At 60.3% G+C, this 21,691-nt stretch carries 22 protein-coding genes and 2 pseudogenes; 10 read left to right on the plus strand and 14 right to left on the minus strand.

The window, feature by feature from the left end:
• Positions 1-3 precede the first annotated feature (3 nt).
• From RX329_RS21365 to RX329_RS21390, 6 genes and pseudogenes are all read left to right on the plus strand, one after another.
• Complete coding sequence (locus RX329_RS21365) at positions 4-1,680, plus strand: glutamine--tRNA ligase/YqeY domain fusion protein (protein WP_085395031.1); 1,677 nt, start codon at positions 4-6, stop codon at positions 1,678-1,680.
• A 19-nt stretch (positions 1,681-1,699) separates the two neighbouring features.
• A complete protein-coding gene (locus RX329_RS21370; RefSeq protein ID WP_018458090.1) occupies positions 1,700-2,086 on the plus strand; it encodes a nuclear transport factor 2 family protein in 387 nt (128 codons plus the stop codon).
• 84 nt (positions 2,087-2,170) lie between these two features.
• Positions 2,171-2,404 (plus strand): DUF2171 domain-containing protein, encoded by a 234-nt coding sequence (locus RX329_RS21375; RefSeq protein ID WP_007610829.1) that lies wholly within the window; start codon positions 2,171-2,173, stop codon positions 2,402-2,404.
• A 95-nt stretch (positions 2,405-2,499) separates the two neighbouring features.
• Positions 2,500-3,126: pseudogene (locus tag RX329_RS21380) on the plus strand (DUF4131 domain-containing protein); the annotation flags it as partial.
• Between the two features lie 240 nt (positions 3,127-3,366).
• Positions 3,367-3,570 (plus strand): cold-shock protein, encoded by a 204-nt coding sequence (locus RX329_RS21385; RefSeq protein ID WP_317244151.1) that lies wholly within the window; start codon positions 3,367-3,369, stop codon positions 3,568-3,570.
• Positions 3,571-4,392: 822 nt separating this feature from the next.
• Positions 4,393-4,677 (plus strand): hypothetical protein, encoded by a 285-nt coding sequence (locus RX329_RS21390; RefSeq protein ID WP_317244152.1) that lies wholly within the window; start codon positions 4,393-4,395, stop codon positions 4,675-4,677.
• 274 nt (positions 4,678-4,951) lie between these two features.
• Here the strand turns inward: RX329_RS21390 and RX329_RS21395 are convergent, their stop codons facing one another.
• The 3 genes from RX329_RS21395 to RX329_RS21405 form a co-directional block, all read right to left on the minus strand.
• Positions 4,952-5,254 carry a hypothetical protein gene (locus tag RX329_RS21395; protein WP_317244153.1) on the minus strand — a complete coding sequence of 101 codons (303 nt, stop codon included), beginning with the start codon at positions 5,252-5,254 and terminating at the stop codon, positions 4,952-4,954.
• 554 nt (positions 5,255-5,808) lie between these two features.
• Positions 5,809-6,033 (minus strand): hypothetical protein, encoded by a 225-nt coding sequence (locus RX329_RS21400; protein ID WP_317244154.1) that lies wholly within the window; start codon positions 6,031-6,033, stop codon positions 5,809-5,811.
• Entirely contained in the window at positions 6,030-6,245 is a 216-nt protein-coding gene (locus RX329_RS21405; RefSeq protein ID WP_317244155.1) for a hypothetical protein, read from the minus strand. Before RX329_RS21405 ends, RX329_RS21400 begins: the two co-directional genes overlap by 4 nt.
• Before the next feature lie 387 nt (positions 6,246-6,632).
• On the opposite strand from RX329_RS21405, the gene RX329_RS21410 reads away from it, so the two are divergent.
• A complete protein-coding gene (locus tag RX329_RS21410; protein ID WP_317244156.1) occupies positions 6,633-6,836 on the plus strand; it encodes a cold-shock protein in 204 nt (67 codons plus the stop codon).
• Between the two features lie 748 nt (positions 6,837-7,584).
• Here the strand turns inward: RX329_RS21410 and RX329_RS21415 are convergent.
• Positions 7,585-8,055, minus strand: a complete 471-nt coding sequence (locus tag RX329_RS21415) for a hypothetical protein (protein WP_317244157.1) — start codon at positions 8,053-8,055, stop codon at positions 7,585-7,587.
• Between the two features lie 217 nt (positions 8,056-8,272).
• Here RX329_RS21415 and RX329_RS21420 point away from each other — a divergent pair, with 217 nt between their 5' ends.
• Complete coding sequence (locus RX329_RS21420) at positions 8,273-8,473, plus strand: hypothetical protein (RefSeq protein ID WP_317244158.1); 201 nt, start codon at positions 8,273-8,275, stop codon at positions 8,471-8,473.
• 1,107 nt (positions 8,474-9,580) lie between these two features.
• Here RX329_RS21420 and RX329_RS21425 read toward each other — a convergent pair.
• The 3 genes from RX329_RS21425 to RX329_RS21435 form a co-directional block, all read right to left on the minus strand.
• Complete coding sequence (locus tag RX329_RS21425) at positions 9,581-10,867, minus strand: GNAT family N-acetyltransferase (protein ID WP_317246435.1); 1,287 nt, start codon at positions 10,865-10,867, stop codon at positions 9,581-9,583.
• Positions 10,868-11,656: 789 nt separating this feature from the next.
• Positions 11,657-12,955, minus strand: a complete 1,299-nt coding sequence (locus RX329_RS21430) for an ATP-binding protein (RefSeq protein ID WP_317244159.1) — start codon at positions 12,953-12,955, stop codon at positions 11,657-11,659.
• A 157-nt stretch (positions 12,956-13,112) separates the two neighbouring features.
• A complete protein-coding gene (locus tag RX329_RS21435; protein ID WP_317244160.1) occupies positions 13,113-13,364 on the minus strand; it encodes a hypothetical protein in 252 nt (83 codons plus the stop codon).
• A 578-nt stretch (positions 13,365-13,942) separates the two neighbouring features.
• Between RX329_RS21435 and RX329_RS21440 the strand changes: the two genes are divergently transcribed.
• A complete protein-coding gene (locus RX329_RS21440; RefSeq protein WP_317244161.1) occupies positions 13,943-14,464 on the plus strand; it encodes a hypothetical protein in 522 nt (173 codons plus the stop codon).
• Positions 14,465-14,532: 68 nt separating this feature from the next.
• Here the strand turns inward: RX329_RS21440 and RX329_RS21445 are convergent, their stop codons facing one another.
• The 3 genes from RX329_RS21445 to RX329_RS21455 all read right to left on the minus strand — a co-directional run bounded on the left by RX329_RS21445 (position 14,533) and on the right by RX329_RS21455 (position 16,029).
• Positions 14,533-14,748, minus strand: a complete 216-nt coding sequence (locus RX329_RS21445; protein ID WP_317244162.1) for a hypothetical protein — start codon at positions 14,746-14,748, stop codon at positions 14,533-14,535.
• Positions 14,749-14,905: 157 nt separating this feature from the next.
• Complete coding sequence (locus RX329_RS21450; RefSeq protein ID WP_317244163.1) at positions 14,906-15,124, minus strand: hypothetical protein; 219 nt, start codon at positions 15,122-15,124, stop codon at positions 14,906-14,908.
• Between the two features lie 731 nt (positions 15,125-15,855).
• Positions 15,856-16,029, minus strand: coding sequence for a hypothetical protein (locus tag RX329_RS21455; RefSeq protein ID WP_009859265.1), 174 nt, complete (start codon positions 16,027-16,029; stop codon positions 15,856-15,858).
• Positions 16,030-16,272: 243 nt separating this feature from the next.
• On the opposite strand from RX329_RS21455, the pseudogene RX329_RS21460 reads away from it, so the two are divergent.
• Positions 16,273-17,971, plus strand: a pseudogene (locus RX329_RS21460) (ComEC/Rec2 family competence protein); the annotation flags it as partial.
• A gap of 138 nt (positions 17,972-18,109) precedes the next feature.
• Here the strand turns inward: RX329_RS21460 and RX329_RS21465 are convergent.
• From RX329_RS21465 to RX329_RS21480, 4 genes are all read right to left on the minus strand, one after another.
• Complete coding sequence (locus tag RX329_RS21465; RefSeq protein ID WP_018458088.1) at positions 18,110-18,544, minus strand: hypothetical protein; 435 nt, start codon at positions 18,542-18,544, stop codon at positions 18,110-18,112.
• Between the two features lie 494 nt (positions 18,545-19,038).
• Complete coding sequence (gene lexA, locus RX329_RS21470; RefSeq protein WP_026233499.1) at positions 19,039-19,740, minus strand: transcriptional repressor LexA; 702 nt, start codon at positions 19,738-19,740, stop codon at positions 19,039-19,041.
• Positions 19,741-19,916: 176 nt separating this feature from the next.
• Positions 19,917-21,128 carry a gephyrin-like molybdotransferase Glp gene (gene glp, locus RX329_RS21475; protein ID WP_317244164.1) on the minus strand — a complete coding sequence of 404 codons (1,212 nt, stop codon included), beginning with the start codon at positions 21,126-21,128 and terminating at the stop codon, positions 19,917-19,919.
• A gap of 238 nt (positions 21,129-21,366) precedes the next feature.
• Entirely contained in the window at positions 21,367-21,558 is a 192-nt protein-coding gene (locus RX329_RS21480) for a hypothetical protein (RefSeq protein ID WP_026233498.1), read from the minus strand.
• Positions 21,559-21,691 lie beyond the last annotated feature (133 nt).

Below are 21,691 nucleotides of genomic sequence, written 5' to 3' on the forward strand. Positions count from 1 at the left end.
GTAATGACAGAACCGGTGGCGAACGAGGTTGGGCGCGATTTCATTCGTGACATCATCCAGGCCGACCTCGAGGAGGCCAAATACAAGGAGATCGTGACCCGGTTCCCGCCGGAGCCGAACGGTTATCTCCATATCGGCCACGCCAAGTCGATCGCGCTCAATTTCGGCATCGCCCAAGAGTTTCCGGGCCGTTGCCATCTGCGCTTCGACGACACCAATCCGGTCAAGGAAGAGCAGGAATATATCGATTCCATCCAGGCCGACGTGCGCTGGCTCGGCTTCGACTGGGGCAAGAACCTGTTCTTCGCTTCGGACTATTTCGACCGCCTCTACGAATGGGCGGAGCAGCTGATCCGCGACGGGCTCGCCTATGTCGATGACCAGACCCAGGAGCAGATTCGTCTTGCGCGCGGCACGCTGACCGAGCCCGGCAAGAACTCGCCGTTCCGCGATCGCACCGTGGATGAAAACCTCGACCTGTTCCGTCGCATGAAGGCGGGCGAATTCCCGAACGGCGCGCGCGTGCTGCGGGCCAAGATCGACATGGGTGCGGGCAACATCAATCTGCGCGACCCCGTGCTGTACCGCATCCTGCATGCGCACCATCCGCGCACCGGGACCAAATGGAGCATCTATCCAAGCTACGACTATGCCCACGGCCAATCGGACGCCATCGAAGGCATCACGCACTCGATCTGCACGCTGGAGTTCGAGGACCATCGGCCGCTCTACGACTGGTTCATCGAGAAGCTGCCGGTGCCCTCGAAGCCGCACCAGTACGAATTCGCGCGGCTGAACCTGACCTACACGCTGCTGTCCAAGCGTGTGCTGACCCAGCTCGTCCGCGAGGGCCATGTCGCGGGCTGGGACGACCCGCGCATGCCCACCATGGCGGGCATGCGCCGCCGCGGCGTGCCGCCGGCCGCGCTTCGCGAATTCGTCAAGCGCATCGGCGTTGCGAAAGCCAATAGCGTGGTCGACGTCGGCATGCTGGAATTCTGCATCCGCGAGGAATTGAACCGCACGTCGCAGCGGCGCATGGCGGTGCTTAAGCCGCTCAAGATCGTGATCGAGAATTATCCCGAGGGGCAGACCGAGGAGCTCGAGGCGATCAACCATCCGGATGATCCCTCCGCCGGCACCCGCAAGATCACGTTCGGCCGTGAGCTCTATATCGAGCAGGACGACTTCATGGAGAACCCGCCGAAAAAGTTCTTCCGTCTGTCGCCGGGCAACGAGGTGCGGCTGCGCTACGCCTATTTCGTCAAGTGCACCGGCGTGATCAAGAACGATGCCGGCGAGGTGGTGGAGCTGCGCTGCACCTACGATCCCGCGACCAAGGGCGGCAACGCGCCCGATGGCCGCAAGGTCAAGGCCACCATGCACTGGCTGCCGGCGGCGACATCCGTGCCCGCGGAAATCCGCATCTACAATCAGCTGTTTGCCAAACCGAGCCCGGACGCCTCGAACTTCGCCGCCGACCTCAATCCGCAGTCACTGGAAATTCTCGCTAATGCCCGCGTCGAGGCATCGGTCGCGGAAAGCAATTCGACCGAGCCGATGCAGTTCGAGCGCCAGGGCTATTTCGTGCGCGACAAGGACTCGACGTCCGACAGACCGGTATTTTCCAGGACTATCGGTCTGCGCGACACGTTCGCGAAGGAAGTTGCCAAAGGCTGAAAAGAGCTGCGAGACCACAATGAGCAACGAAGCCGACGCTATCGTTTCCGGCATCATCGCGAAATGGCGCGCCGGCTTCGCCACGCTCGATGCGGCCGCGCTCTCATCGCTCTATGCGAGGAATGCCTTCTTCTTCGGCTCCAACCCAAAGCTCTACCGGGGCAGGGCCGGCGTCGCAGACTATTTCAACGGCCTGCCGCGCTGGCGCAAGCCGAGCGCGGTGTTTTCCGAGGTGACGGCGGCGCAGGCAGGTCCTGATCTGATCAATATGGCCGCGACCATCTCGTTCGATCTCGCCGGCGAACGCCCCGATTTCTCGGTCAAGATGAGCTGGGTCATCATGCGCGAGGACGGCGAGTGGAAGATCGTCAATCACCATGCTTCGTCGCAGGCGCCGCTGATCTGACGAGCGGGCACACGGCTTCGTCATTCTCGTGAGAGAACGAACGTGCTCCCCGCGCGTTGGGGTGGGTCCAACAAGGAACCCACCATGCAGAACATCGCAGAGCATATGGAAGTGATCGGCGCCGACGGCGTCCACATCGGCACCGTCGACAAGGTCGAAGGCAATCGCATCAAGCTGACCAAGAAGGACAGCGGCGAGGGCAGCCACAAGGGCCATCATCACTTCATCGACAAGGGCCTCGTCGCCGATATCGAGGGCAACAAGGTCAGGCTGTCGGCCAAGGCGGATGTGGCCGTGACGATGGAAGAGGAAAAGTAGCGGCCGCGCCCCTTCGTTCCTGATCCGTACCGCTATCCGCCCACCTGCACGTTCCGGTAGCTTCTGGCTTCGTTGCGTATCATCGAGTGCAGGGAATGGCGGAGCCGGGCCGGCCGGTACGATCGCAGGGGATCGCGGGGACGTGGCCCGCGGGCCGCGCCGCGTCCGCGGGCGGCCTCGCGCCTGCAGGCCTCGACCTCTGGACATCGCTGGCCGAGACCCTCCGCGCCTGGCTGCGCGCCGAGGCGGGCGCCGGGCGGCTGTTGCCGTGGGTGCCCGTCGCGTTTGGCTGCGGCATCGCGCTTTATTTCTCTGCCGATCATGAGCCGGTGCTGTGGGTCGTTGCCACGACCGCCATCGCGCTCCTGCTTGGCGCGGCTCTGTTGCGGCGGAGCCGGCTGTTCGCCCCGGCCATCATGATCGCGGCGGTCGCGGCCGGCTTTGCCGTCGCAACCTGGAAGACGGCGCGCATCGCCCACCCGGTGCTGGCAAGGGCGCTCTATTCGGTGTCGTTGTCGGGCTTCGTCGAGGCTCGCGACATCCGCGAGCGTACCGATCGTTTCGTGCTGCGCGTCACGGCGATGGAGGCGCAGCGCAGCGACGTCAGGCTCGAGCGCGTGCGCCTGTCGGTCCGCAAGGGCACCGCGCCGGAGGTCGGTAGCTTCGTTCAGCTGAAGGCACGGCTGATGCCGACGCTAATGGGACGTCCAGTAACTTCCGGAGAAGTCCGAAAGAGCCTTTGAACAACGGGCGTTCTCTAATTCTTTGTCTAGACAGGTCCGACGCGTTCCAGCAGAATCCGGTTCCTATTTGTGGGTAGGCCTGTGGGTTGCCGGGGAATGACCAATGACGCGGCTGCTTAACCGCCTCTCTCCAAAATTCATTGAGAACGTGGACAAGCCCGGCCGTTACGCCGATGGTGGCGGCCTCTAAAGATTAAAGCAATAGGAACGCAACACACTATGCATACCGGCAAAATCAAAATGTGGGATTCCGATCGCGGATTCGGGTTCATCAGGCGCGATGACGGCGGCCCGGATGCGTTCGCGCACATTAAGCATCTTGCTGGAGTGTTCCAGCCGGAATCTGGGCAGGCGGTGGCATTCGACCTGGTCATCGACGAACGCAACGGCCGCGAGCGCGCGAACGCGGTCATGTTGGTCTAATGGCAGACCTTCGGGACGCCCCCGGGGGGTACATGTCAAATATCGCGACGATTTAGGGGCTCCACCCGCAGGGGTGGCACCGGGAGATTTTTTGGTCCCGTGGAAAATTCGCAGGAAATCAAAGAACCAGGAAAACACGATAAAACAGGCATTTTTCTAAAAGAGAGCGAGACGTGAAGAAATCAAAAAATGCTAAAAGTGGGCTACGGAAATCAAAGCGCGGCGGCGCTCGACCTGGTGCTGGTCGGCCCGTTGGAAGCCGCACCAAACCGGACCTATACCCCAAATGTTGCGCCGCTCTTGCGGATGCCCTGGACGGCCAAAACCAATCGCAATTCGTCGCCGCGATGATGTGTCTAGGAGCCTCGCCAGATGCAACGCGGGAGGCGCTCCAGCTATCTCGGGACGAATTCACCGCGAAATGGGGTGGGTTCGTAATGGACGTTTCCCAGCGCCTTCAGGGTGCAACGGATAAGCGCGATGCCAGCCGGTAACTGTCTTGTTGTCGTCACTGGCCCGCCTCGAAGCGGCTCGAATCTCAGATCACCCCACCCGGCAGTTGCTTCAGCGCTGCTGCCGCGCACGACGTGGGGGACTTCTGATGATATATCTCTTGCTATTCCCGTGCTTGTTATTGGCCATGGCCCTTGCCGTTGCGCTGTATGCCAGTGCGACGATCGCCCGACCAATGCACGACAGAATGGATCGAGATTCGATTCTGGCCGCAGCGAGAACCGGATCGCAACTCCGCTGGGATAAACCAAGCGACGACTTTCGCTCAGTCGTCGGTTTCTCATAATTCGCGTGTCGGAATGTTCCTGCTTGAACCGCGGCGATCTGGTGATGCTGACAGAGGACGGCGTGCGCTGGATGGTGCCCAATCCAAAGCTTCACGCGCGCTGGAGACATCGCCGCGGCATCATCGAAAGCAATTCTAGGGGCGGCTGGCATCGCGTGCGTTGGGACGGTAACAAATCGGCTACAGAGGTGATACCGGCCAAGTTCCTGCTACTAAAACCGCTGCAGGCGCCACGAGAGACGTCCAATGAAAGTTTTGGGACAAACTGTGGGCTGAATCCAAAGAAAAATCGCGCGAAAGTTGGCTAGCACATCAAAGCGGCCCCGACTTGGGGGCCGCCAACCCGAGCGATACGGGTTTTCCTACAGCAGTCGGGGGGGCTACCTGTCTTGCTGGAGGCATCGAATATGACGATCGTTCGGCCCTATCGTTCCAAGCCGGAAGGCGTTCCTTTGGGGGTAACCCCCACGTTTCAGAGTCGAACCGCGGAAGCTCGCCTCAATGTGAACAGGCCCACCTTGGGTCTGACGGATTGGCATTGCAGAGCAAGGGGAGTGCCAGTCCGCGCGCGAGGCGATCTCGTCAGTGCTTTCGCTCCAGGTCTCTGAGGAGCACATGGAGGAAGTCGCTGGCATGGTCATAACGTGCGTTGCCATCGGTGATCTGGCGGGTTCGTGGGGCTATTGCGCCCCCAATGGTTTCGGGACCGAGTAGCTCGGCGCAATCCGACCACTGCTCAAGTAAACTGTCCGGAATATCTTCGGTTGATCCGAACAGCTTCAAGAGACCATGTTCGCCATCGTGCTTTTTGTCGTAATGGGCCTTTGCTGCGTAGAAAGCAAACAAGCTCCGGAAGGCATCACGGGATACGGCTGGTTTCGCCATCGCAATGTTCCCCAAAATATTTTTAAGCAAGCTGCTTTTCGATGAGGACGTCTCCGCTGCCGGTCACTCCAGAATCCAATTTGCAAAAAGCCAGCAGACACGACCCAAGAACCAAATCCACGTTCCCGTCACGAGAAACAAACCAGATAGAAGGACGGACTCGAGCAAGCGATCGGGGCCGGGGCTCACTTCGCGGGGGACGTGGGACGCTACAGGAACAGTTTCCGACATGGGCAAAACCTCGAGTACGCAAAGGTTTTGTCTCGGGAAAATGTGGCAAACTTCACGCCCGGGCGATAACCTAAGTTAAACGACTTGTCATTTTCTGAGCCCGACTGATGCTCGCGTGGGCTTCTATCGGCGCTATGGAGCTTTGTCCTGCTCAGGTTGCGCGAGTGCCTTCGCCTGTTCCTCACCGGCGAGCCTTTCAAAATCCGCGTCCCGTTCTTTGGTTACGTAAGGACCGTGAAGTACGTCTCGACGCCATTCTACGAACATTCTCAAGGCAAGAAAAAACCCTGAGATCAGAAACAGTCCCGTAAGGATATCGAGGATCATTCCAAGCCCTGATGTGTTTTGGGCCTCGATCGCTTCACACCCTTAGCCTTCAGGCGCTCTCGACCGGCGGGCAGGATGGATTCGGCGCTCTGTTGTTCTCTCGGAGCCCTGATGAGGCGGATCACGAGCCCGAGTGTACCGACGGCAATGAGGATGGTGCCGGCAACAATGAGCCAATGACCGAGTTCGAGCGCTTTTAGCAGCTCAGCAAAATTGCTCATTGCTCGCCCCTGTCCAGCTTCTCCTGCTCAGAGCGAGCAAACGCCTTGGCCAGTTCTTCGACTGCGGCCCTGTCACTCACTTCGGCCCGCAGCCGCCGACTCGGCAAGTCGTCGAAATAGAAATATAGGGACGGCCGTCCATCTGGGAAGCGGACTTCGAAGCTGCCGCACTGCGGGACCACCTCGTGGCGGATGATGCGGATGCGGCTCACGCGAATGCTTCCTTGACGCGCGCAATCGATGGATGGCTGCGGTTCTTCACCTTGACCCAATGCTTTTGCCGCCCGCTTAGGGTGAGCATAACGGCAATTAGGAGGCACCGACCGCGGCGGTAGCCAGCGGCGTCTCGGATCCCGGTCGACGCGCTATTGGATCTTCGAGACGCCGCTGTAAGAACAGGGCCGCAGGAGGGATGCATCCTCCTGCGGCCCTCTATTTTTCCCGGGAAAATTCACTGTTACATCTGTTCCGAAGCGGAACATTGAAGCCTGTTGCGTGAGCGCAACGTCTTGCCGTGACGCGGAAGGGGCCGCCGGCCCCTTTTCGTTGTGATCAGCTTCTGGCAAGCTGGGACGTTTCATTTTTTAGGAGAGACGTTCGTGGCGATAGGTACTGTAAAGTGGTTCAACGCGACCAAAGGTTACGGCTTCATCCAGCCCGACAATGGCGGCAAGGATATTTTCGTTCACATCTCGGCCGTCGAAAGGGCGGGACTGAGCACGCTCAACGAGGGTGCGAGGGTGAGCTACGAGGAAATGAGCAACAAGGGCAAAACGTCCGCTGAAAATCTGAGGGTCGGCTAGCCCATATGGAGCGAAGGCGCTTCAAAAGCGTAAGGCACTAGTGAGCCCCGCTTAGTACTCTCAAAAATCAAGGTGCGGGGTTCGCGCTGGCCGGCGACTCTGCTAACCCAATCCAGTGATCGGTGCCCGCCGATCGCCAACAATCTCAATCATCAAACTCCGCCGGCTCCCAAGCCGGCGGGTTTTTCGGCGCTTCGAGACAAGCCCGCTGCAGGCCCATCAGCCGCTCGTCAGGTCGGTTTGTCCCGGCGTGTGGAGTTGAAGTCCCGGACAGCGAGCTCTAGCTCAAGTTCAGTGATCCTTTCGAATATGCGGGCAGCAATCGCCTCTGATTCATCGATGGTCAACGATCGGATACCCCGCAAGGTAAGCTCGTCTCTGAGGAGTTTCGCCACAATCAAATGAACGGCCATGATCCAAAATCCCGAAAGCCATGATCAAATCGCAACTTTAGGGTGAGCACAACGGCAATTAGGAGGCACCGACCGCGGCAGTAGCAGCGGCGTCTCGAGGATCCGATGCGCGTCGACCGGGATCCGGGAAAAATCGGCCCCAACTTCGACGGGGGTGGAAGCTGAGGCCGAGGCGCCGGACCGCTCGAGGCTTTCGCACGGGCCAGGAATTAAACATGCGCCCCCAACAGCGTTGGAGCGATCCGTGCAGTGGGCTTACCTCTGATTTTCCAATTAGTGTGCCTAATCCTGGCCGGATGGGGCAACGGGAACGCCCGGCGGGTCGGCTTACTCAGCTAACCTCGTCGCGCACTCCATTCAAAGATCAGCTTCGGTTCTTCTCCCTCCGACGCGCTATAGACACCCCACGTCGGGAAAATCATGGTTGGGCCCGATGAGGGTTGCGTCCGCTGCCCGTCGCTGAGTTTGAACGTGTGATCGCTCAAGTTGTCGAACACGCGGATAAATGCCTCGCCGTTGGCATCGAGAAGCAGTGCGCCACGATCGAGATCTTCGTCATTGCCGCTGGACAGGTCATCGAGCTTCAGTACCGCATTGGAAAAACTGATGACCTCGCGGCCGGATGATGTTCCGGGATGATGGAGATGAACGGATTGAAGTGATCCCTTCGCCGGAAAGATTATGGCTGCGCGCTCGGCAGTTCCCGTGCCGACAACGATTCCAGACTCGCCGTTCTCTCGCTGAAAAAAATCGCCGGGCAACAGGGCATTCAATACAGCCGGACGCGCGGGAATTGAAAGTCTCATTCCAATATCTCCTCCGTGTCGCGGTTTAGGAGAGTGCGTAAAAGGTTTCTTGAGAGGCTGGCGTATCACCGCTTGCCGCTCAACGCGCGTATGCTGACGTCATTGCTCATCAAGACCGCCCTAACGCTCCGGCCGTCACCAAATCGGTAGGAACCAACGGAGGGGGTCACCATTGTCTACTTGCTCTTAAGGCGATCTGTTGTCACGGGGCAAAACCATGGATATGCAAACCGGTGGCATTGCAGTCGGCATCCGTTTCAAGCTCAACAAGCTCGGAAGAATCCGCTGCCCAAAACTGGCTGGCAAGGTTGGCGTGGTTGTCGATGTAAGCGCCCGTAGCACAGGTGTCACCGTTCTGTTCGAAGGGGCTCAGCGCCCAACCGTTGTGCACAGGGATTACATTAGCCCAACAAACTGATCAGACGGTCGCTCGGTCGCATTGCTCTGTGGTCATCCTAACGGGGTACTCAATAAAAGGGTTCGCCACGGTCCGTCGCGTCTTAATTTGCGCCGTATGCGGTCGCACCGCGAGTTCGTACCCGGTTCTTCCATTTTCCCTGCTGCAATAGGTTTTTGATTTCCACTACGGTCACCTCGGAAGGGGGGGCAGTTGCTCATGGAAGTATTTCGCGCTGAGAAGATCTGCGTTCTCGAGGACAACTCAAACAGAAGCTGCCGAACCTGCGGCAAGAAGATGAAGCTTGTACGAACGGTGGTGGACGCTGAGAGCGGAGGCATCACTCACATGTTCGAATGCGTATGCGGCAAGCGCTTCTGGGACGACTGAGGCGTACCTCCGGGCCGCTGCACGGAAGCGCGATTGCCACAAAATCAAAGGCCGCCGCTTCACGCTGGCGGGCGGCCTTTCGTCACGCCCTCCGAAGGTGTCATAGATCCTTGGCATAGATCGTGCACCAACTGGTTCGCATCCGGGATTTTGCTAATTCCTCCCGGGGCTGACCTTTTATTCGAGGGCAATTCCATGTCGTTTAGGCAAATTGTTGCCGCCCATGTTCGCTTGAAGAACAGGCAAGCGTTGGAGGAAATGCGTATTCACCGGCGCCGCCTATTAGCTGATGTCCAAAGGAGGACGGGTGTCGATCAAACCGAATCCGTTTTGGCTCTCCAGGAGGACGTCAAACTGATCGAAGCAGGGCTAGGTCAGATCGGACAGGATTGATCTGGCGCCTGTAACGTGAGTGTCGCCGGGCTGGCATTTCATCCCGAACAAAGATTTTGACCGGCAAGGGGCCGCTGAGGCGGCCCCTTCGTTGCTGGGCGTTACTTAGGACTCTCCGAATGGGTGCCTCTTTCGGGCAGCCAACTTTCTCGGCTAGCTGGCCTAGGATGCAGCCCTCCGGGCCGCAAGCGCCAGCCCCTTGTCAGGTCTGGAGCGCAGGCGGCCTCGCCATTTGTCACAGAGTTGGCGGGGCCGCCGGGCGTGTACTATAAATTCGTCGCGTCCGCTTTGCTCTTAGAAGACGACTTTGAAGCCGACATGGCTGCGTGCCTGCCGCGGATCTCACTAAGCCCCAACCGACTGCAGCAGTGTTGAAGTAAAGAAAACCAGAGAAGTTGTTTGGGATGTTTTGGCACTCCGGAACCTGCTGCGCAGGTTCTGAGTGAGGTCGAGCAGCGCCGGATTCCTTTTCACCAAGCGTTTGGCCTCGTTGACGGCGAATATTGCGCCGACGGCGAGCCGGCCGCGCATGCTGAGCGGGATGAAACTGTCAAAAATCGGCTCGTGATCCTGGCAGAACAGCAGCTTGTAGTCGTAAGAGCCGGGGCCGAGGTCGAAGGCGCGATAGTTCTGATCTGCAAAATGATCGATGATCTCGCGTATGAGGATCAGGCCCGGGCTGAATTTCGCATTCTGCGACATGGTATAGGTGTTGAACATCATGGAAAAGCGGTGGCCGTCGGAGACACCGGCGAAGATCGCGATCACTTCCTCGTCGCATTCGAGCGCATGGATCTCGATCGCGCGGCCGCCGTTGGCGAGCCGAGTTATGCAGGCAACACGGATGAATTCCTGCACGCCCGGTTCAGCGAACACGCTTGGCTGCTTCTGCTGCGCCATTCGTTGCTGCTTGACCTGGAAGAACCAGTCGAGCAGGCGGGTGATGTCAACGTCATCAGACGCGATGTGATAGCGATAGCCCGCAAGCGGCTGCAACCTGCGCTCCTTGCGCTGCAGCCGGCGGCGCAGGGAGTAGCTAATCAGGCTCACCGGTGTAGCTCCGGGCTCGATCGTGCGCACGGGGCAGTGGACGGTCGAGGGCTGATGAGGCAGTAGCCTCAGCGGGTTTTGCAGATCGCCCCAGTAGGTCGGCTGGCAGCGCAGCATGAGCACGTCGGCTTCGTCGCGCGCGGCGAGCATCGCCATCAATGAATTGAGATCACGTTCGATTGCGGCCGCCGCGAATTCGCGGTCCCACAGGCCCATGTTGAAGGTTGAATGGTTGCCACCCATGAAGGTCGCGCAGCGCACCCCGAGGGCCGTTTGTAACACGAGCGGCAGCAACCCAAGCGGCCGGCCATCGTCGTCACGGGCGATCACGAGGAACGGGGAACGCCCCGCGCGCTGCCCGACTTGTCGCTGCCAAGCGGCGAGGAAATCGAACCGCTGATAGGGCGTGGCAGAATGGTTCGGGCTCTCAAGACTGCGCCAGACCGCTTCGGCAGCAGCGAGGTCGTGGACGATCTCGACCGAAGCGACGCGCCTTGATCGCGCGCAAACATTGGCTTGGGTCGTCCGGCTTTCGCTCGCGATCGGGATCCTGCGGGGGCCGTCCCATAACTCCACGGCCATCCCGGAGCTGGCGAGGTGTCTGGCGCGTTCCTTTGCAGCTTCGTCATGTTGCGACGATAGGTGCGCGCGGTTGATGATGTGGCCTTCGTCGTCGAGGATGAATACCCTGTAGTTATGGTGTACCGATGCACGCCATTTGCTCATTGAGCCCACCCAGAAGTCGCCCCTCAGCGCCAGTCAGCGGCTCGCCTATATTGTTGCAGAAATCTCTGTTGAGGGCGGAAAAGCAGAGCTACCCCGATCGGGAAAAAGTGGAAAATGGAACTCGGCTTCAGCTCGCCGCTGCGTGATTTAGCGGCGCAAGCCGCTCGTTACTCAGAGCCTCATCCAACCGATGAAGAAGGGCGGGAGAGGAGGATCCAAAGACCACTCTGGATGGGCCAAGATAGGTGCGTCAGAACATTTTGGGAATCAGGAACAAACGGCAATGCAGCCCGTTTTCATTGTGCTCCGGCTTCAAGCCCCCCTGTAAATCGGAGTATTTGACCCCCGGCTCCTGCGCCGCCAGACGCAGGGGCCGTTTTTATTTCGACGGAAGCTCGTCCGGATTTGGTCCGGCGGAGAGCCGATCCCAGCTCAGGATATGGGGGTGGGGCCGCTCCGCCAGCTCGGGCGGCGAGCCAGCGCCGATTCAAATGCCGTCCTGATGTCTTGGTTCCACTCGGGAGCATCTATAGCCGAATTTCCGAACGGGCGGTCTCACGCTACCGTAGCGCTCCAAATCACGGAGATCCCGCCAGAGCGGCGCCGCGCCCGCTTCCTTCTTTGTTCTGCTTCCACTAGCGATTATTAGCTTTCACTAGCTCGAGGTATGGGAGCGAGAACGTTGATTACGCTCGACGTGTCCCCCACCGAAAGGGCCGGTTCGGCTCTTTTTTGGGTCTCCCGTGCCTTGATCCACACGGCAAACGAGCGGGTCGGGAGCCGGTATTCACCGCGCGCCCCCGGATTGTGCAGGATGATCTTCCGATCTCGGAGCGCACTCAATGCGTTATTCACGATGGATTGTTTGACGCCAGAACTAGCGATAATCGTTGCTCTACTCACCCAGTCGTCCATGTGATCAGCCATCGCAATCAGAACGCGCCGGTAGTCTTCAGAGCCGATCTGGTCGATGTAAAGGTCAGCAAAATACTTTCGCCCGAGTTGGTTCAGTGCACCGTGCTCGCTGAAAGTTCCTGATATTACGTCCGCTACACTGATCTTGTCGTCCGTATCCGTCGCAAAGGAACAGTGTGCGAACTCCTGCAAAAAGTGCGGATAGCCCTCTGACAAGTTAGCGATCAATCGCTTGGCGCTTTCCTCAATTTCAATGTCAGACTCGCTGTTCTTGTTTGCTTGCTCGATGCCGCGATCAATGACCATCATGCGCTCGGAGAATTCGAGCGGTTTAAGCTCCAGGATGTTGAATATTCTCAAACTGGACTCGTGCGAGTCCTTAAGTTTTTGCATGAGGTCAGGGAGGCCGCTTAGGCCAATACACACTTGCTCGCAGCGCCGTCGCGATAACCTCTCAGTCAGCAGCTTGCACAGCTGCCCCAGGTGAGCCTCACTGGGCGGACGATCAGCCTCATCGATCAGGATGAGTACTCCTTCAACCGCTCCTTCTGATTCTTCGATCAGGCTGACGAGAACGTCGGTGAGCTCATCGAGCCTCTTGCTGTTTGTGCTAAGCGGCTGAGGGCGGTCAAACTTCACGCCTGAAATTTGAAATCGGCTTAGGAAATCCCACGCCTTCTTACAGCTTTCTACGAGCGGCTGTCTGCTTGCAATCTGGCGCTTTAGCTCAGCTAAAATGGCGTCGACAATATCGTCGTACCCCATCGCGGCATGAAGGTCGATGTTCACGACGACAAAGCTAAGCTTGTTCGTTCCGTCATAGGTGATATCTCCTCTTGCAAGGTAGTCCACCCACAAGCAGAGCGACGATTTGCCTATTCCTCTCTCACCTTCAATGATGAAGTGCTGGGGGTTTCCATCACGCGCCTGCAGCAGGGATTGTTCAACCACCTCGATCTCTTCGATGCGGCCGACAAACATCCCCGGCGAAATGACACTACCAGGTCGAAACGGATTCAGCTTTGGCACAGGCGCCCCATTAACTTCGTCAAGAATGGGATAGCCAACCGCAACCGTAGGGCGAGCGCAAGCGGATTGTGCTTACAGACCGGGTGAATTGACACCATTGAGCCCTTGACCTCTGCTTTCGAAGCTAGTCGGGCCGACGTCGCGCCACCGTTACGTTTTAGATGGCTCCAATCTTCACGCAGATCGCGTGAGCGATAATGAATACTGGGAGCGCGATGAGGAACCATACAATGGCGTCCGAGTCGCTATCCGGCGCAAACTCGCGGTTCGCGTCGGTCTCGCGGGTATGACGTACTACGACTGAAAGGGCTTGGCTCGGTCGGGAGCGCTTGGCTGCGCGGCGCAATAGCTGTTTGACAGTTGCTTCGCGCTTTTGCGCGATCTCCGCGCGTTCTTCTAGGTCAGACATCAGCCCGCACCAATCACTGCTTCTCCGCGGGCGGCATAGCCGGTGGTGGCGGTGCTGCCTGTGGGGTTTCCGCTGCAGGCTCCGCGGCAATGCAGTCACCCGCCCAGATCTTGGTGCCTCGGACTGTGCCGACTAGCTTGCAGCCCATCGGCGCTTGCGGCTTTAGCTGCACAGGCAGCGGCTTTTTAGCGGCTTTCGGGGGAGACTGAGCAAGGGCGGCCGTGGTCGCAAAGAGCAGCGCGATAACTCCGAGCATTAGCTTCATGGTCTTTCCCCCTGTGAATGTCGCGCGCGGCTATTTCCCCTTGGCCTTCAGCCCGATCTCGACCAAACGGCGGATTGCCTCCGGACGGCCCGGAAGGTCTGGCTGCGCGCGCCGCCAATCATCAATGCGCTGTATGGCGTCGTCCGACCAGCGCTCACCGACCTGGAGGCCCGGGCCGGTCGCGGGTCTGCCACGCGATTTTTTGGTAACTTTTTTTGTTGCCGTTTTCATGATCCCATGTTACCAAAAAATCAAGCCAAGGGGAAGTGGCACCTTTCCCTTGGCTCTAACCAGCAACACATGGAGTAGAGCCATGACATTACAGGCTGCATTAACACTTACCACGCGACGCCAATTTTCCAAGCGGCTTGCGGCGGCTACGGCCGGCGCTGGGGCGGCTGCGGTTGCCGTACCCGCGGCGGCGTCGTCTATGGTTTCCGTCCTCCCCGTCACCGCAGACTCTCCCGGCACCCCGGACGCCCAGCTGATTGAGCTAGGACGCCGGTTCGTCGAGATATCGCGGATTCGGGATGCGGCCAGTGAGGAGATCGTCCGCCTCATGGCGATCGGTGCTGACGAAGGGGCGGCCGAAGACGCGTTTGAGGATGCCATGGATCAACTGCGAGCGATCTTCTCTCGGATGATCTCGATGCGACCGACAACTATCGAGGGAATGCGGGCGGTGGCCTCAGCGGTCTTCCATTTCGAATGGAATGGCAAGGTCGAGTACGCCGAAGGCGGCATCGAAGGCGCCGCGGTCGCTGTGCTGGTTGCTGGGCTGCTCGATAAGCCGCTACCGGATTGCTTGCCTGATTGGGCGGCAGCCTGGATCTGAAGAAACGCCGTTCCGGAGAGTCTGCGAGAGCCCGCCGAGCCTATCGGCGGGCTTTTTGCCAGCTGGGATCAGGCCACAGGTGGAAGCGGCGTCGGGGGCTCAGGAAGTCTGAAGGTGAGGGGGAATGTTGCGGAACAGAGTTTGTCCATCGCCGACTTCTCTTCCTCAATCCGCCCGGCAATAAACTGCCGCTCGAGGTGTGACAGTTCGGTTTTGAGCAATCGGCGGTAGCGGGCAATATTGTTCCGGTGCGCGCGCAATCTGGCAAGTCTCTCATCAATCATTGGCTGCCGTCCTTTTAAGGGTCTCTCGTTAAGTCCTTTCTCCAAGGGGGGTAGGATGCCCCCGGAGCAAAAAATTAGTTCGACACCGACAGCTGTCAAGCGGCTCATTAGGGGCTCACTTTGTCGCGCAGCTGGGCCGTCTGCCTTTCCGCGATGGTCAATGCTGGAGCTTCGCCTTGTGCAGAAGCTTAGTCTGCATTTCCATCTGCAAGGCGAGCTGTTTGCGCTCGTGCTTAAGTTTCGCTTGCTGCTCTAAAGTGTTGTGACCATCACGATCCAGAACACTGATCAGAAAAACTTGGTCCTCGATGTGCCGCTGGCGCTTACGGATGTCATCCAACAGCTCTTCGAGCTCGTTTCGGAGGTCTAAATCCATCGCAATGCTCCTTAACCAATATCGCTGAAACAAAGCATCATGAACCACGCAAGTTTAACCGAGGCTTAGCCCGTCGGCTTCGGCCGGCGGCTTTTCTTTGCCCACATCGTGCGAACACATAAGCAAATGCCGCAGCAGTGACACTGCTGCGGCATCGCGCACGGTCAAATGAACCGGGTAAAAAAATCACGTAAAATATGGAGCCAGCCCCGGCTTCATCACGCTAAGCGAAATGCGGGCGGGCATGCAAATTGATTCGAATTGTTCCTTAACGTGTGTCAGGCGCTTTGAGTGAAGGCACCGCCGGGGCTGGGCGTGGCGGGCCTTCTCCCCAAGCACAAGGCCGCGTATGTCCCCCACGGCCCCGTCCCGCCGGAGAGCCTGCGCCGATTGCGTTAATGCCCGGTTGCGGGCAGCCGGATTCACGCTGGCGGGCCGCTGGGTTGCCGATTTGGCACACTTCACGATTTTCGCCCCGCCCAATGGTCGGTCTGTCAGAAAATCGACAGACAGTGTCGGGAAGAGGCGAGTACGGTAGAGGCGGCTGATGGGCGTATTCGCGTTATTTGCTATGTCGGAAAGTGCAGTACGCTTCTACCGTTTAGCTGAGGTGTGCAGGGAAAAGGCCGCCGAAGCCCGTTACTCCATCGATGCGGAGCCGTGGCTTAAACTTGCTCAGGACTGGCTCGAATTAGCACGAGCCTGCCAGCAAGAGCACGACGGCGAGAAGCCTACGAGCCGCGCTGCATCCGATGAACGGCTACCAGAAGATCTGGACGCTCGAGCACTTCCACCAGCTTGTCCAAGATGATGCGCTCGTTATTCCGGGGCCTCGGTTCTAAGTATTCCTCGAGAATGCGCTGGGCATCACTAACAGCCTGAAGAGCTAGCTGTTCATCGGTCATCTGTTAGCCTCCGGTGGCTGTCCAGAACGGAAGAACTTACGTGTAAAATGGTTCCAGATCCATTAATTACCGGTTGATGATGGATGCTCGCGCCTGTGGGATGATCCACAGCAATGCTCCTTGGGCAATGCAATCGAAACGTCGTCCCAGCTGGGACAATGGGCCCAGTTTGTGGGTTTAATTGGGGATCAGCCCAGCTTAAGATAAATAATGCGTCTGAAATCAATATCTTAGACGGTATACGCGCGGCTGATGCCGCCACTCGCGCCGGTGCGGCCCGGCAGCTACGACTTTTCGCGTGACATGTTCTTCCAGGGCATCGGCGCCTCCGGCTTCGCGATGGGCGCCATCACGGTGGCGTCGCCGCCTGAGACCGGCGGCTTACGGCTGCGTTACGCGGCCTTCATGCAAGGCCTGCGCGATGCGATCGATGCCCGCATCCGGGCGACGCTCGACGGCGACAATCGGGCGATCGCGACCGCGCTGCTCACCGGGCGGCGCGATGCGATCACCACGCCCGTCAACGATGCGATGTTCATCTCCGGCCTCGGCCACGTGCTCTCGATCTCCGGTTTATCACATGGCCGTCGTTGCCGGCGTCGTGTTCTTCGCGGTGCGCGCGCTGCTCGCTCTGATCCCCGGACTGGCAGCCGGCTTCGCCATCAAGAAATGGTCGGCCGCCGCCGCGCTGGTCGCCGCTGCGTTCTACCTGCTGCTGTCGGGCGCGGAGGTCGCCACGCAAAGGTCGTTCTTCATGACGGCGGTGGTGCTGATCGCGGTGATGGTCGATCGCCGCGCCATCACCTTCCGCACGCTTGCTGTGGCTGCGCTGATCGTGCTGGCGGTCGCGCCGGAAGCGCTGGTGCATCCGAGTTTTCAGATGTCGTTTGCGGCAACGCTCGGCTTGGTCGCACTGGTGCAAATCGGCATGCCCAATTTGTTTGCCTCGCCGGACAATTCGGCGACTGCGCGCATTGCGATGTGGGGTGGGCGCGAGATTGCGATGCTGTTCATGGCTTCGCTGATTGCGGGACTTGCGACCACGCCCTATGCCGCCTTTCATTTCCACCGTGTCACGCCGTTCGGCGTGCTCGCCAATCTCGGCGCGATGCCCGTGGTCTCTGCGCTGGTGATGCCGGCGGGGCTGTTGGGGCTGCTTGCTGCGCCGTTCGGGCTGGACAGCGTGTTCTGGTGGCTGATGGGGATTGGCATCGAGTGGATGGTCGCGGTCTCGCGCTGGGTCGCGGCCTTGCCGGGCGCGGTGGGCCGCATCCCGGCGTTCGGGATCGCGCCGCTGATCGCGGCGAGCCTGGGAATCATTGTGCTCGGCTTGTTGCGCACGCCGCTGCGCTGGTCCGGCGCCCTGGTGCTGCTGGCAGCGATCCTCTGGGGACTGTCGGCGCGGCAGCCCGACATCCTGATTGCCGGGGATGGCGCGAGCGTCGCGGTGCGGGGCAGGGACGGATATCTGCACCTGATCAGGACGAACAAGGACGGCTTTCTGCTCAAGGAATGGCTCGCTGCCGACGCCGATCCGCGCGAGGCGGGCAGAGCCTCGCTTGCCGATGGCGTGTCCTGCGACGAATCCGGCTGCGTGACGCCACTGGCCGACGGGAGGCTGGTCGCGCTGGCACTGCGCGTCGACGCTCTCGCAGACGATTGCAGTCGGGCCGCCCTGGTGGTGACGACTCGTCCCGCGCCGCCCGATTGCGCGGCGATGGTGGTCGATCGGCAGCGGCTCGCCAGCCAGAGCGCGCTGGCGCTGACGCAGCGTGGTGACGGTTTTGTGGTTCAGGCAGTGAGGGCGAGAGGCACGAGCCGCCCCTGGTTGCCGGCCGGCGCCGGCGAGGGTGATTTCGACGGCAGCCTCGCGCCAAAGTCGACCGCGCCTCGCATCAAGGACGCAACGCCGGCGGACACCGACCTGCAAGCCGACGATTGATCTGATGGTGCGGAGCAACGCAGTGGTTCGGTGCGTCCGTTCGGATTCGCGGGGCGCAAACCACACCATCTCGCCGGCCACGGCCGGCGATGGCGATTCAATCCTGACCTCCGACCTCGTAGCCGGAGGGCGGCTCTGTCAGCCGATCGGCAGGTGCGTGACGGTCGGCTGCCTGTCGGCGGTGATCTGCGCCTTGTGCTCGCGCTCGGTGACCGACTGAGTCACCGGCAGTTGCAGCACCGTCGCGCGCTGGCCTTCGACGAGCTGCGTCACCAGCACGTATTTGCCGTCGGGGAATTCGATCGCATCATGATGGCGGTCGGGAACGTGCGGATCGATCTTGCCGAACTTGCCGACGCGGGAATTGATGGTGCGCGTCCAGATCCAGCGATTGTCGTAGCGGACGTCGTCGGCGAAGGCGAGCTCCGTCCCCGGCAGCAGGCAGACGGCGACGGACGGATCGGCTGCAGAGGCGAAGCCGCGCGTCGAGGTGCCGCGGAAGCTTGTCGTGACGATCGTCTCGCCGACTTCGGCGGGGCGCGACGCGACGGCATGTAGGCTGTAGTCACACATCGGGTGCTCCTCATGCTGGGATAGCAACCCGCGTCTCTTATCGAGGCGCAGGCCTCTATCAGAGTGGAAGCACGAACGCTGTGCTTGGTTGTGGGCAAATCTGCGGCTGGCTTCCGCAAGCCGCGATCACATTATCTTTCCCGAATTCAATAGGAACAAAGCTCGCCGCGATGCATTCGGGAGGCGCGTACGCGAACATTGCCAACTTGGCTGCAACGGCCGAACTTGACCGCTGGTCGCTGTTTCCTCGAACAACCGAGCCGCGAAGCGGTGCTGCTTGAAGCGGTGCTGCTTCGTCGGCGTGGCGAGGAGCCAGCGTTGGAGGAGGGGCCGGATAGTCTGTGCAGAACCAGAAAGGCTATCCAGCCGGAGCGGACGATGATCCGCTCCAATCTCTGACCGGCGATGCCGATCGGAAGCGCGCGAGGCGCCAAGCACCTCCGGCATGAAGTGCTTCCGATATGAAGTACTGCCGATAGAAAGGACTCCCGGTATCAGTACTTCCGGTAAAGCCCGATCAGCTTGCCCTGAATCTTCACCCGGTTGGGCGGCAGGATGCGGACCTCATAGGCCGCGTTGGCGGGCTCGAGCGCGATCGAGGCGCCGCGACGGCGGAAGCGCTTCAGCGTCGCTTCCTCGTCGTCGATCAGCGCCACCACGATGTCGCCGGTATCGGCGCTCTCGTTGCGCTGGATCAGGGCCATGTCGCCGTCGAGAATGCCGGCTTCGACCATCGAGTCGCCGCGCACTTCCAGCGCGTAATGCTCGCCCGAGCCGAGCATGTCAGGCGGTACGCTGATAGTATGGCTGCGGGTCTGCAACGCCTCGATCGGCGTGCCGGCCGCGATGCGGCCCATCACCGGCACCGCGACGGGACGTTCGCCCTCGTCAGCGGGCAGGCTCGCGCTCGCACGCACCTTGCCGAGATTGCCCTCGATGACGCTCGGCGTGAAGCCGCGGCGGCTGCCAGCGGCTGCCTGGAGCTCCGGCAGCTTGATGACTTCAATCGCACGGGCGCGGTTGGGCAGGCGTCGGATGAAGCCACGCTCCTCGAGCGCCGTGATCAGGCGATGGATGCCCGACTTCGAGCGCAGATCGAGCGCATCCTTCATCTCGTCGAAGGAGGGCGGCACGCCGCTTTCCTTCAGACGTTCACTGATGAACCGCAGAAGCTCGTATTGTTTGCGCGTTAACATCTCGACCAAAGTCCCCCGGTTGATGTCGTCCGATTCCGAGACGCTGAATTCGGCCATAAGCCGCTGCATGCTCGAAACAAATCATGAACAGACACTATATGTTCGATACATGTTCCGCAACTGCTTAATTTACCGTGAACAGAGCAAAGTGCGCGGAACGCGCGTTGCGGGGGCGCTCAGACGGGGAGCCGCAACACTTCGCAAGCCGTGCCGGCTTCGGCCTTCGGCGCGAATGGTGCGCGGACGAGAAGTACCTGTGCTGCAGCGAGATTCGCAAGCAGCGAAGAGTCCTGATGATTGACGGGAACAACGACGCGTGTGCCATCGTCACGCTCCTCAAGATGCGCGCGCAGATAGTCCTCGCGCTGGTCGTTGGCGCCGACGTCGCGGCCGAGCACGGCGCGTTCACGGCGATGGTGAATCACTGAACGGCCCGACAGGGCGCGAATCAGCGGCACCATGAACAGGAAAGCGCACACGTAGGACGATACGGGATTGCCCGGCAGGCCGATCACACCCATTGCGCCGAGTCGCCCGTGCATCATCGGCTTGCCTGGCCGCATCGCGATCTTCCAGAACGCCATCGCGATGCCTTCGTCCCGCAGTGCCTGCTGGACCAGATCGTGGTCGCCGACCGATGCGCCGCCGGTCGTGATCAGGACGTCGGCGCCGCTCTCGCGGGCGCGGCGGATGCCGGCGGTGGTGGCCTCGAGCGTGTCGGCGGCAATACCGAGGTCGATGGTCTCGGCGCCCTCGCTGCGGGCGAGCGCGTGCAGGGCGTAGCCGTTGGAATAGACGATCTGGCCGTGGCCGGGCGTGGTGCCCGGCATCACCAGCTCGTCGCCGGTGGCGAGAATCGCGACCTTCGGACGCCTGACAACGGCAAGGTGCGGATGATTCATCCCGGCGGCGAGCGCGAGGTCTCGCTCGGTCAAACGGCTTCCCTTGCGCAGGAGCACGTCGCCCTCGCGGAAATCAACGCCGGCGGGGCGGATGTGCCGGCCGGCGATTGCGGCTTCCTTGATCGTGATCCGCTTGCCGGCGGCGATCGTGTCCTCCTGGATCACGACGGCGTCCGCGCCAAAGGGAACGACGCCGCCGGTGAAGATCCGCACGGCCTCGCCGGCTCCGACCGTCCCCTCGAACGGTCGGCCCGCTGCGACTTCGCCGATGACGGTGAGCTCCGAATCGATCGTCGCGGCATCGGCCGCGCGCACCGCGTAGCCGTCCATCGCCGACATCGCCTGCGGCGGCTGCGTGCGCCGCGCCACGACGTCACGCGCGAGCACGCGATGGTAGGCCTCGTCGAGGGAAATCATTTCTTCCGGCAGCGGCTCTGCACCCGCCAGCACCGCGGCAAGCGCGTCAGAAACCGGCATCAAGGCCACGGCGAAAACTCCTGCTCGGCACGTTCGGGCGAATGTTCCGCACGTCTTCTAGCCGAGCGCAGGCGCAGAGGCAAAAGCGGCTGAGCAGGCACAGTCATCCCGCCCCTTCACATTGTTCCGGAAGGCAGGATCAAGCGCGTCGCGGCATGATCCGAAGGAGGTCACAGATCGGCAGGAGAGTGGTCATGGAAGCGACGAAAATCATGGCAAGGCGAGAACGCGCCATGGCCTGAATCGATCAGCTCCCTGCCTGCCCGGGAGTTACGTCGGGCGCCTTGGATCCCTGATCCTTGTCGGGCAGCGGGTCGGCTTGGGATTTCAGGTCGGCGGCCTTGCTCACAAGCTTGGCGGAAAGGTCCGAATCTGAAGTTGTCCTCGCGAATTCAAGAAGAAGAGAGGCCTGCTTGGTGAGGTAGGTTTTGCCCAGCACGATGATGCATCCGTCCGTAGAAGTCCCAACGGACTCTAAGAGTCCGGAAGGCGGTATTCCGTTCCCGGAACTCTGTATAAAAATGTACAAAGTGATCCGGTTCCTCAATTTTTCAAAATTGGTCCCTCGGGCC

Source organism: Bradyrhizobium sp. BWC-3-1 (assembly GCF_032917965.1).
GTDB classification, from domain to species: Bacteria; Pseudomonadota; Alphaproteobacteria; order Rhizobiales; family Xanthobacteraceae; genus Bradyrhizobium; species Bradyrhizobium canariense_D.

Excerpts from the sequence above, each read along its gene's own strand:
- RX329_RS21385 (WP_317244151.1), top strand. The coding sequence starts at position 3,367 with ATGCATACCGGCAAAATCAAAATGTGGGATTCCGATCGCGGATTCGGG.
- RX329_RS21455 (WP_009859265.1), bottom strand. The coding sequence starts at position 16,029 with ATGACCGATGAACAGCTAGCTCTTCAGGCTGTTAGTGATGCCCAGCGC.
- RX329_RS21445 (WP_317244162.1), bottom strand. The coding sequence starts at position 14,748 with ATGATTGATGAGAGACTTGCCAGATTGCGCGCGCACCGGAACAATATT.
- RX329_RS21450 (WP_317244163.1), bottom strand. The coding sequence starts at position 15,124 with ATGGATTTAGACCTCCGAAACGAGCTCGAAGAGCTGTTGGATGACATC.
- lexA (WP_026233499.1), bottom strand. The coding sequence starts at position 19,740 with ATGTTAACGCGCAAACAATACGAGCTTCTGCGGTTCATCAGTGAACGT.
- RX329_RS21425 (WP_317246435.1), bottom strand. The coding sequence starts at position 10,867 with ATGGCCGTGGAGTTATGGGACGGCCCCCGCAGGATCCCGATCGCGAGC.
- RX329_RS21400 (WP_317244154.1), bottom strand. The coding sequence starts at position 6,033 with ATGAGCAATTTTGCTGAGCTGCTAAAAGCGCTCGAACTCGGTCATTGG.
- RX329_RS21365 (WP_085395031.1), top strand. The coding sequence starts at position 4 with ATGACAGAACCGGTGGCGAACGAGGTTGGGCGCGATTTCATTCGTGAC.
- RX329_RS21415 (WP_317244157.1), bottom strand. The coding sequence starts at position 8,055 with ATGAGACTTTCAATTCCCGCGCGTCCGGCTGTATTGAATGCCCTGTTG.
- RX329_RS21370 (WP_018458090.1), top strand. The coding sequence starts at position 1,700 with ATGAGCAACGAAGCCGACGCTATCGTTTCCGGCATCATCGCGAAATGG.
- RX329_RS21420 (WP_317244158.1), top strand. The coding sequence starts at position 8,273 with ATGGATATGCAAACCGGTGGCATTGCAGTCGGCATCCGTTTCAAGCTC.
- RX329_RS21435 (WP_317244160.1), bottom strand. The coding sequence starts at position 13,364 with ATGTCTGACCTAGAAGAACGCGCGGAGATCGCGCAAAAGCGCGAAGCA.
- RX329_RS21465 (WP_018458088.1), bottom strand. The coding sequence starts at position 18,544 with ATGTGTGACTACAGCCTACATGCCGTCGCGTCGCGCCCCGCCGAAGTC.
- RX329_RS21395 (WP_317244153.1), bottom strand. The coding sequence starts at position 5,254 with ATGGCGAAACCAGCCGTATCCCGTGATGCCTTCCGGAGCTTGTTTGCT.
- RX329_RS21440 (WP_317244161.1), top strand. The coding sequence starts at position 13,943 with ATGACATTACAGGCTGCATTAACACTTACCACGCGACGCCAATTTTCC.
- RX329_RS21375 (WP_007610829.1), top strand. The coding sequence starts at position 2,171 with ATGCAGAACATCGCAGAGCATATGGAAGTGATCGGCGCCGACGGCGTC.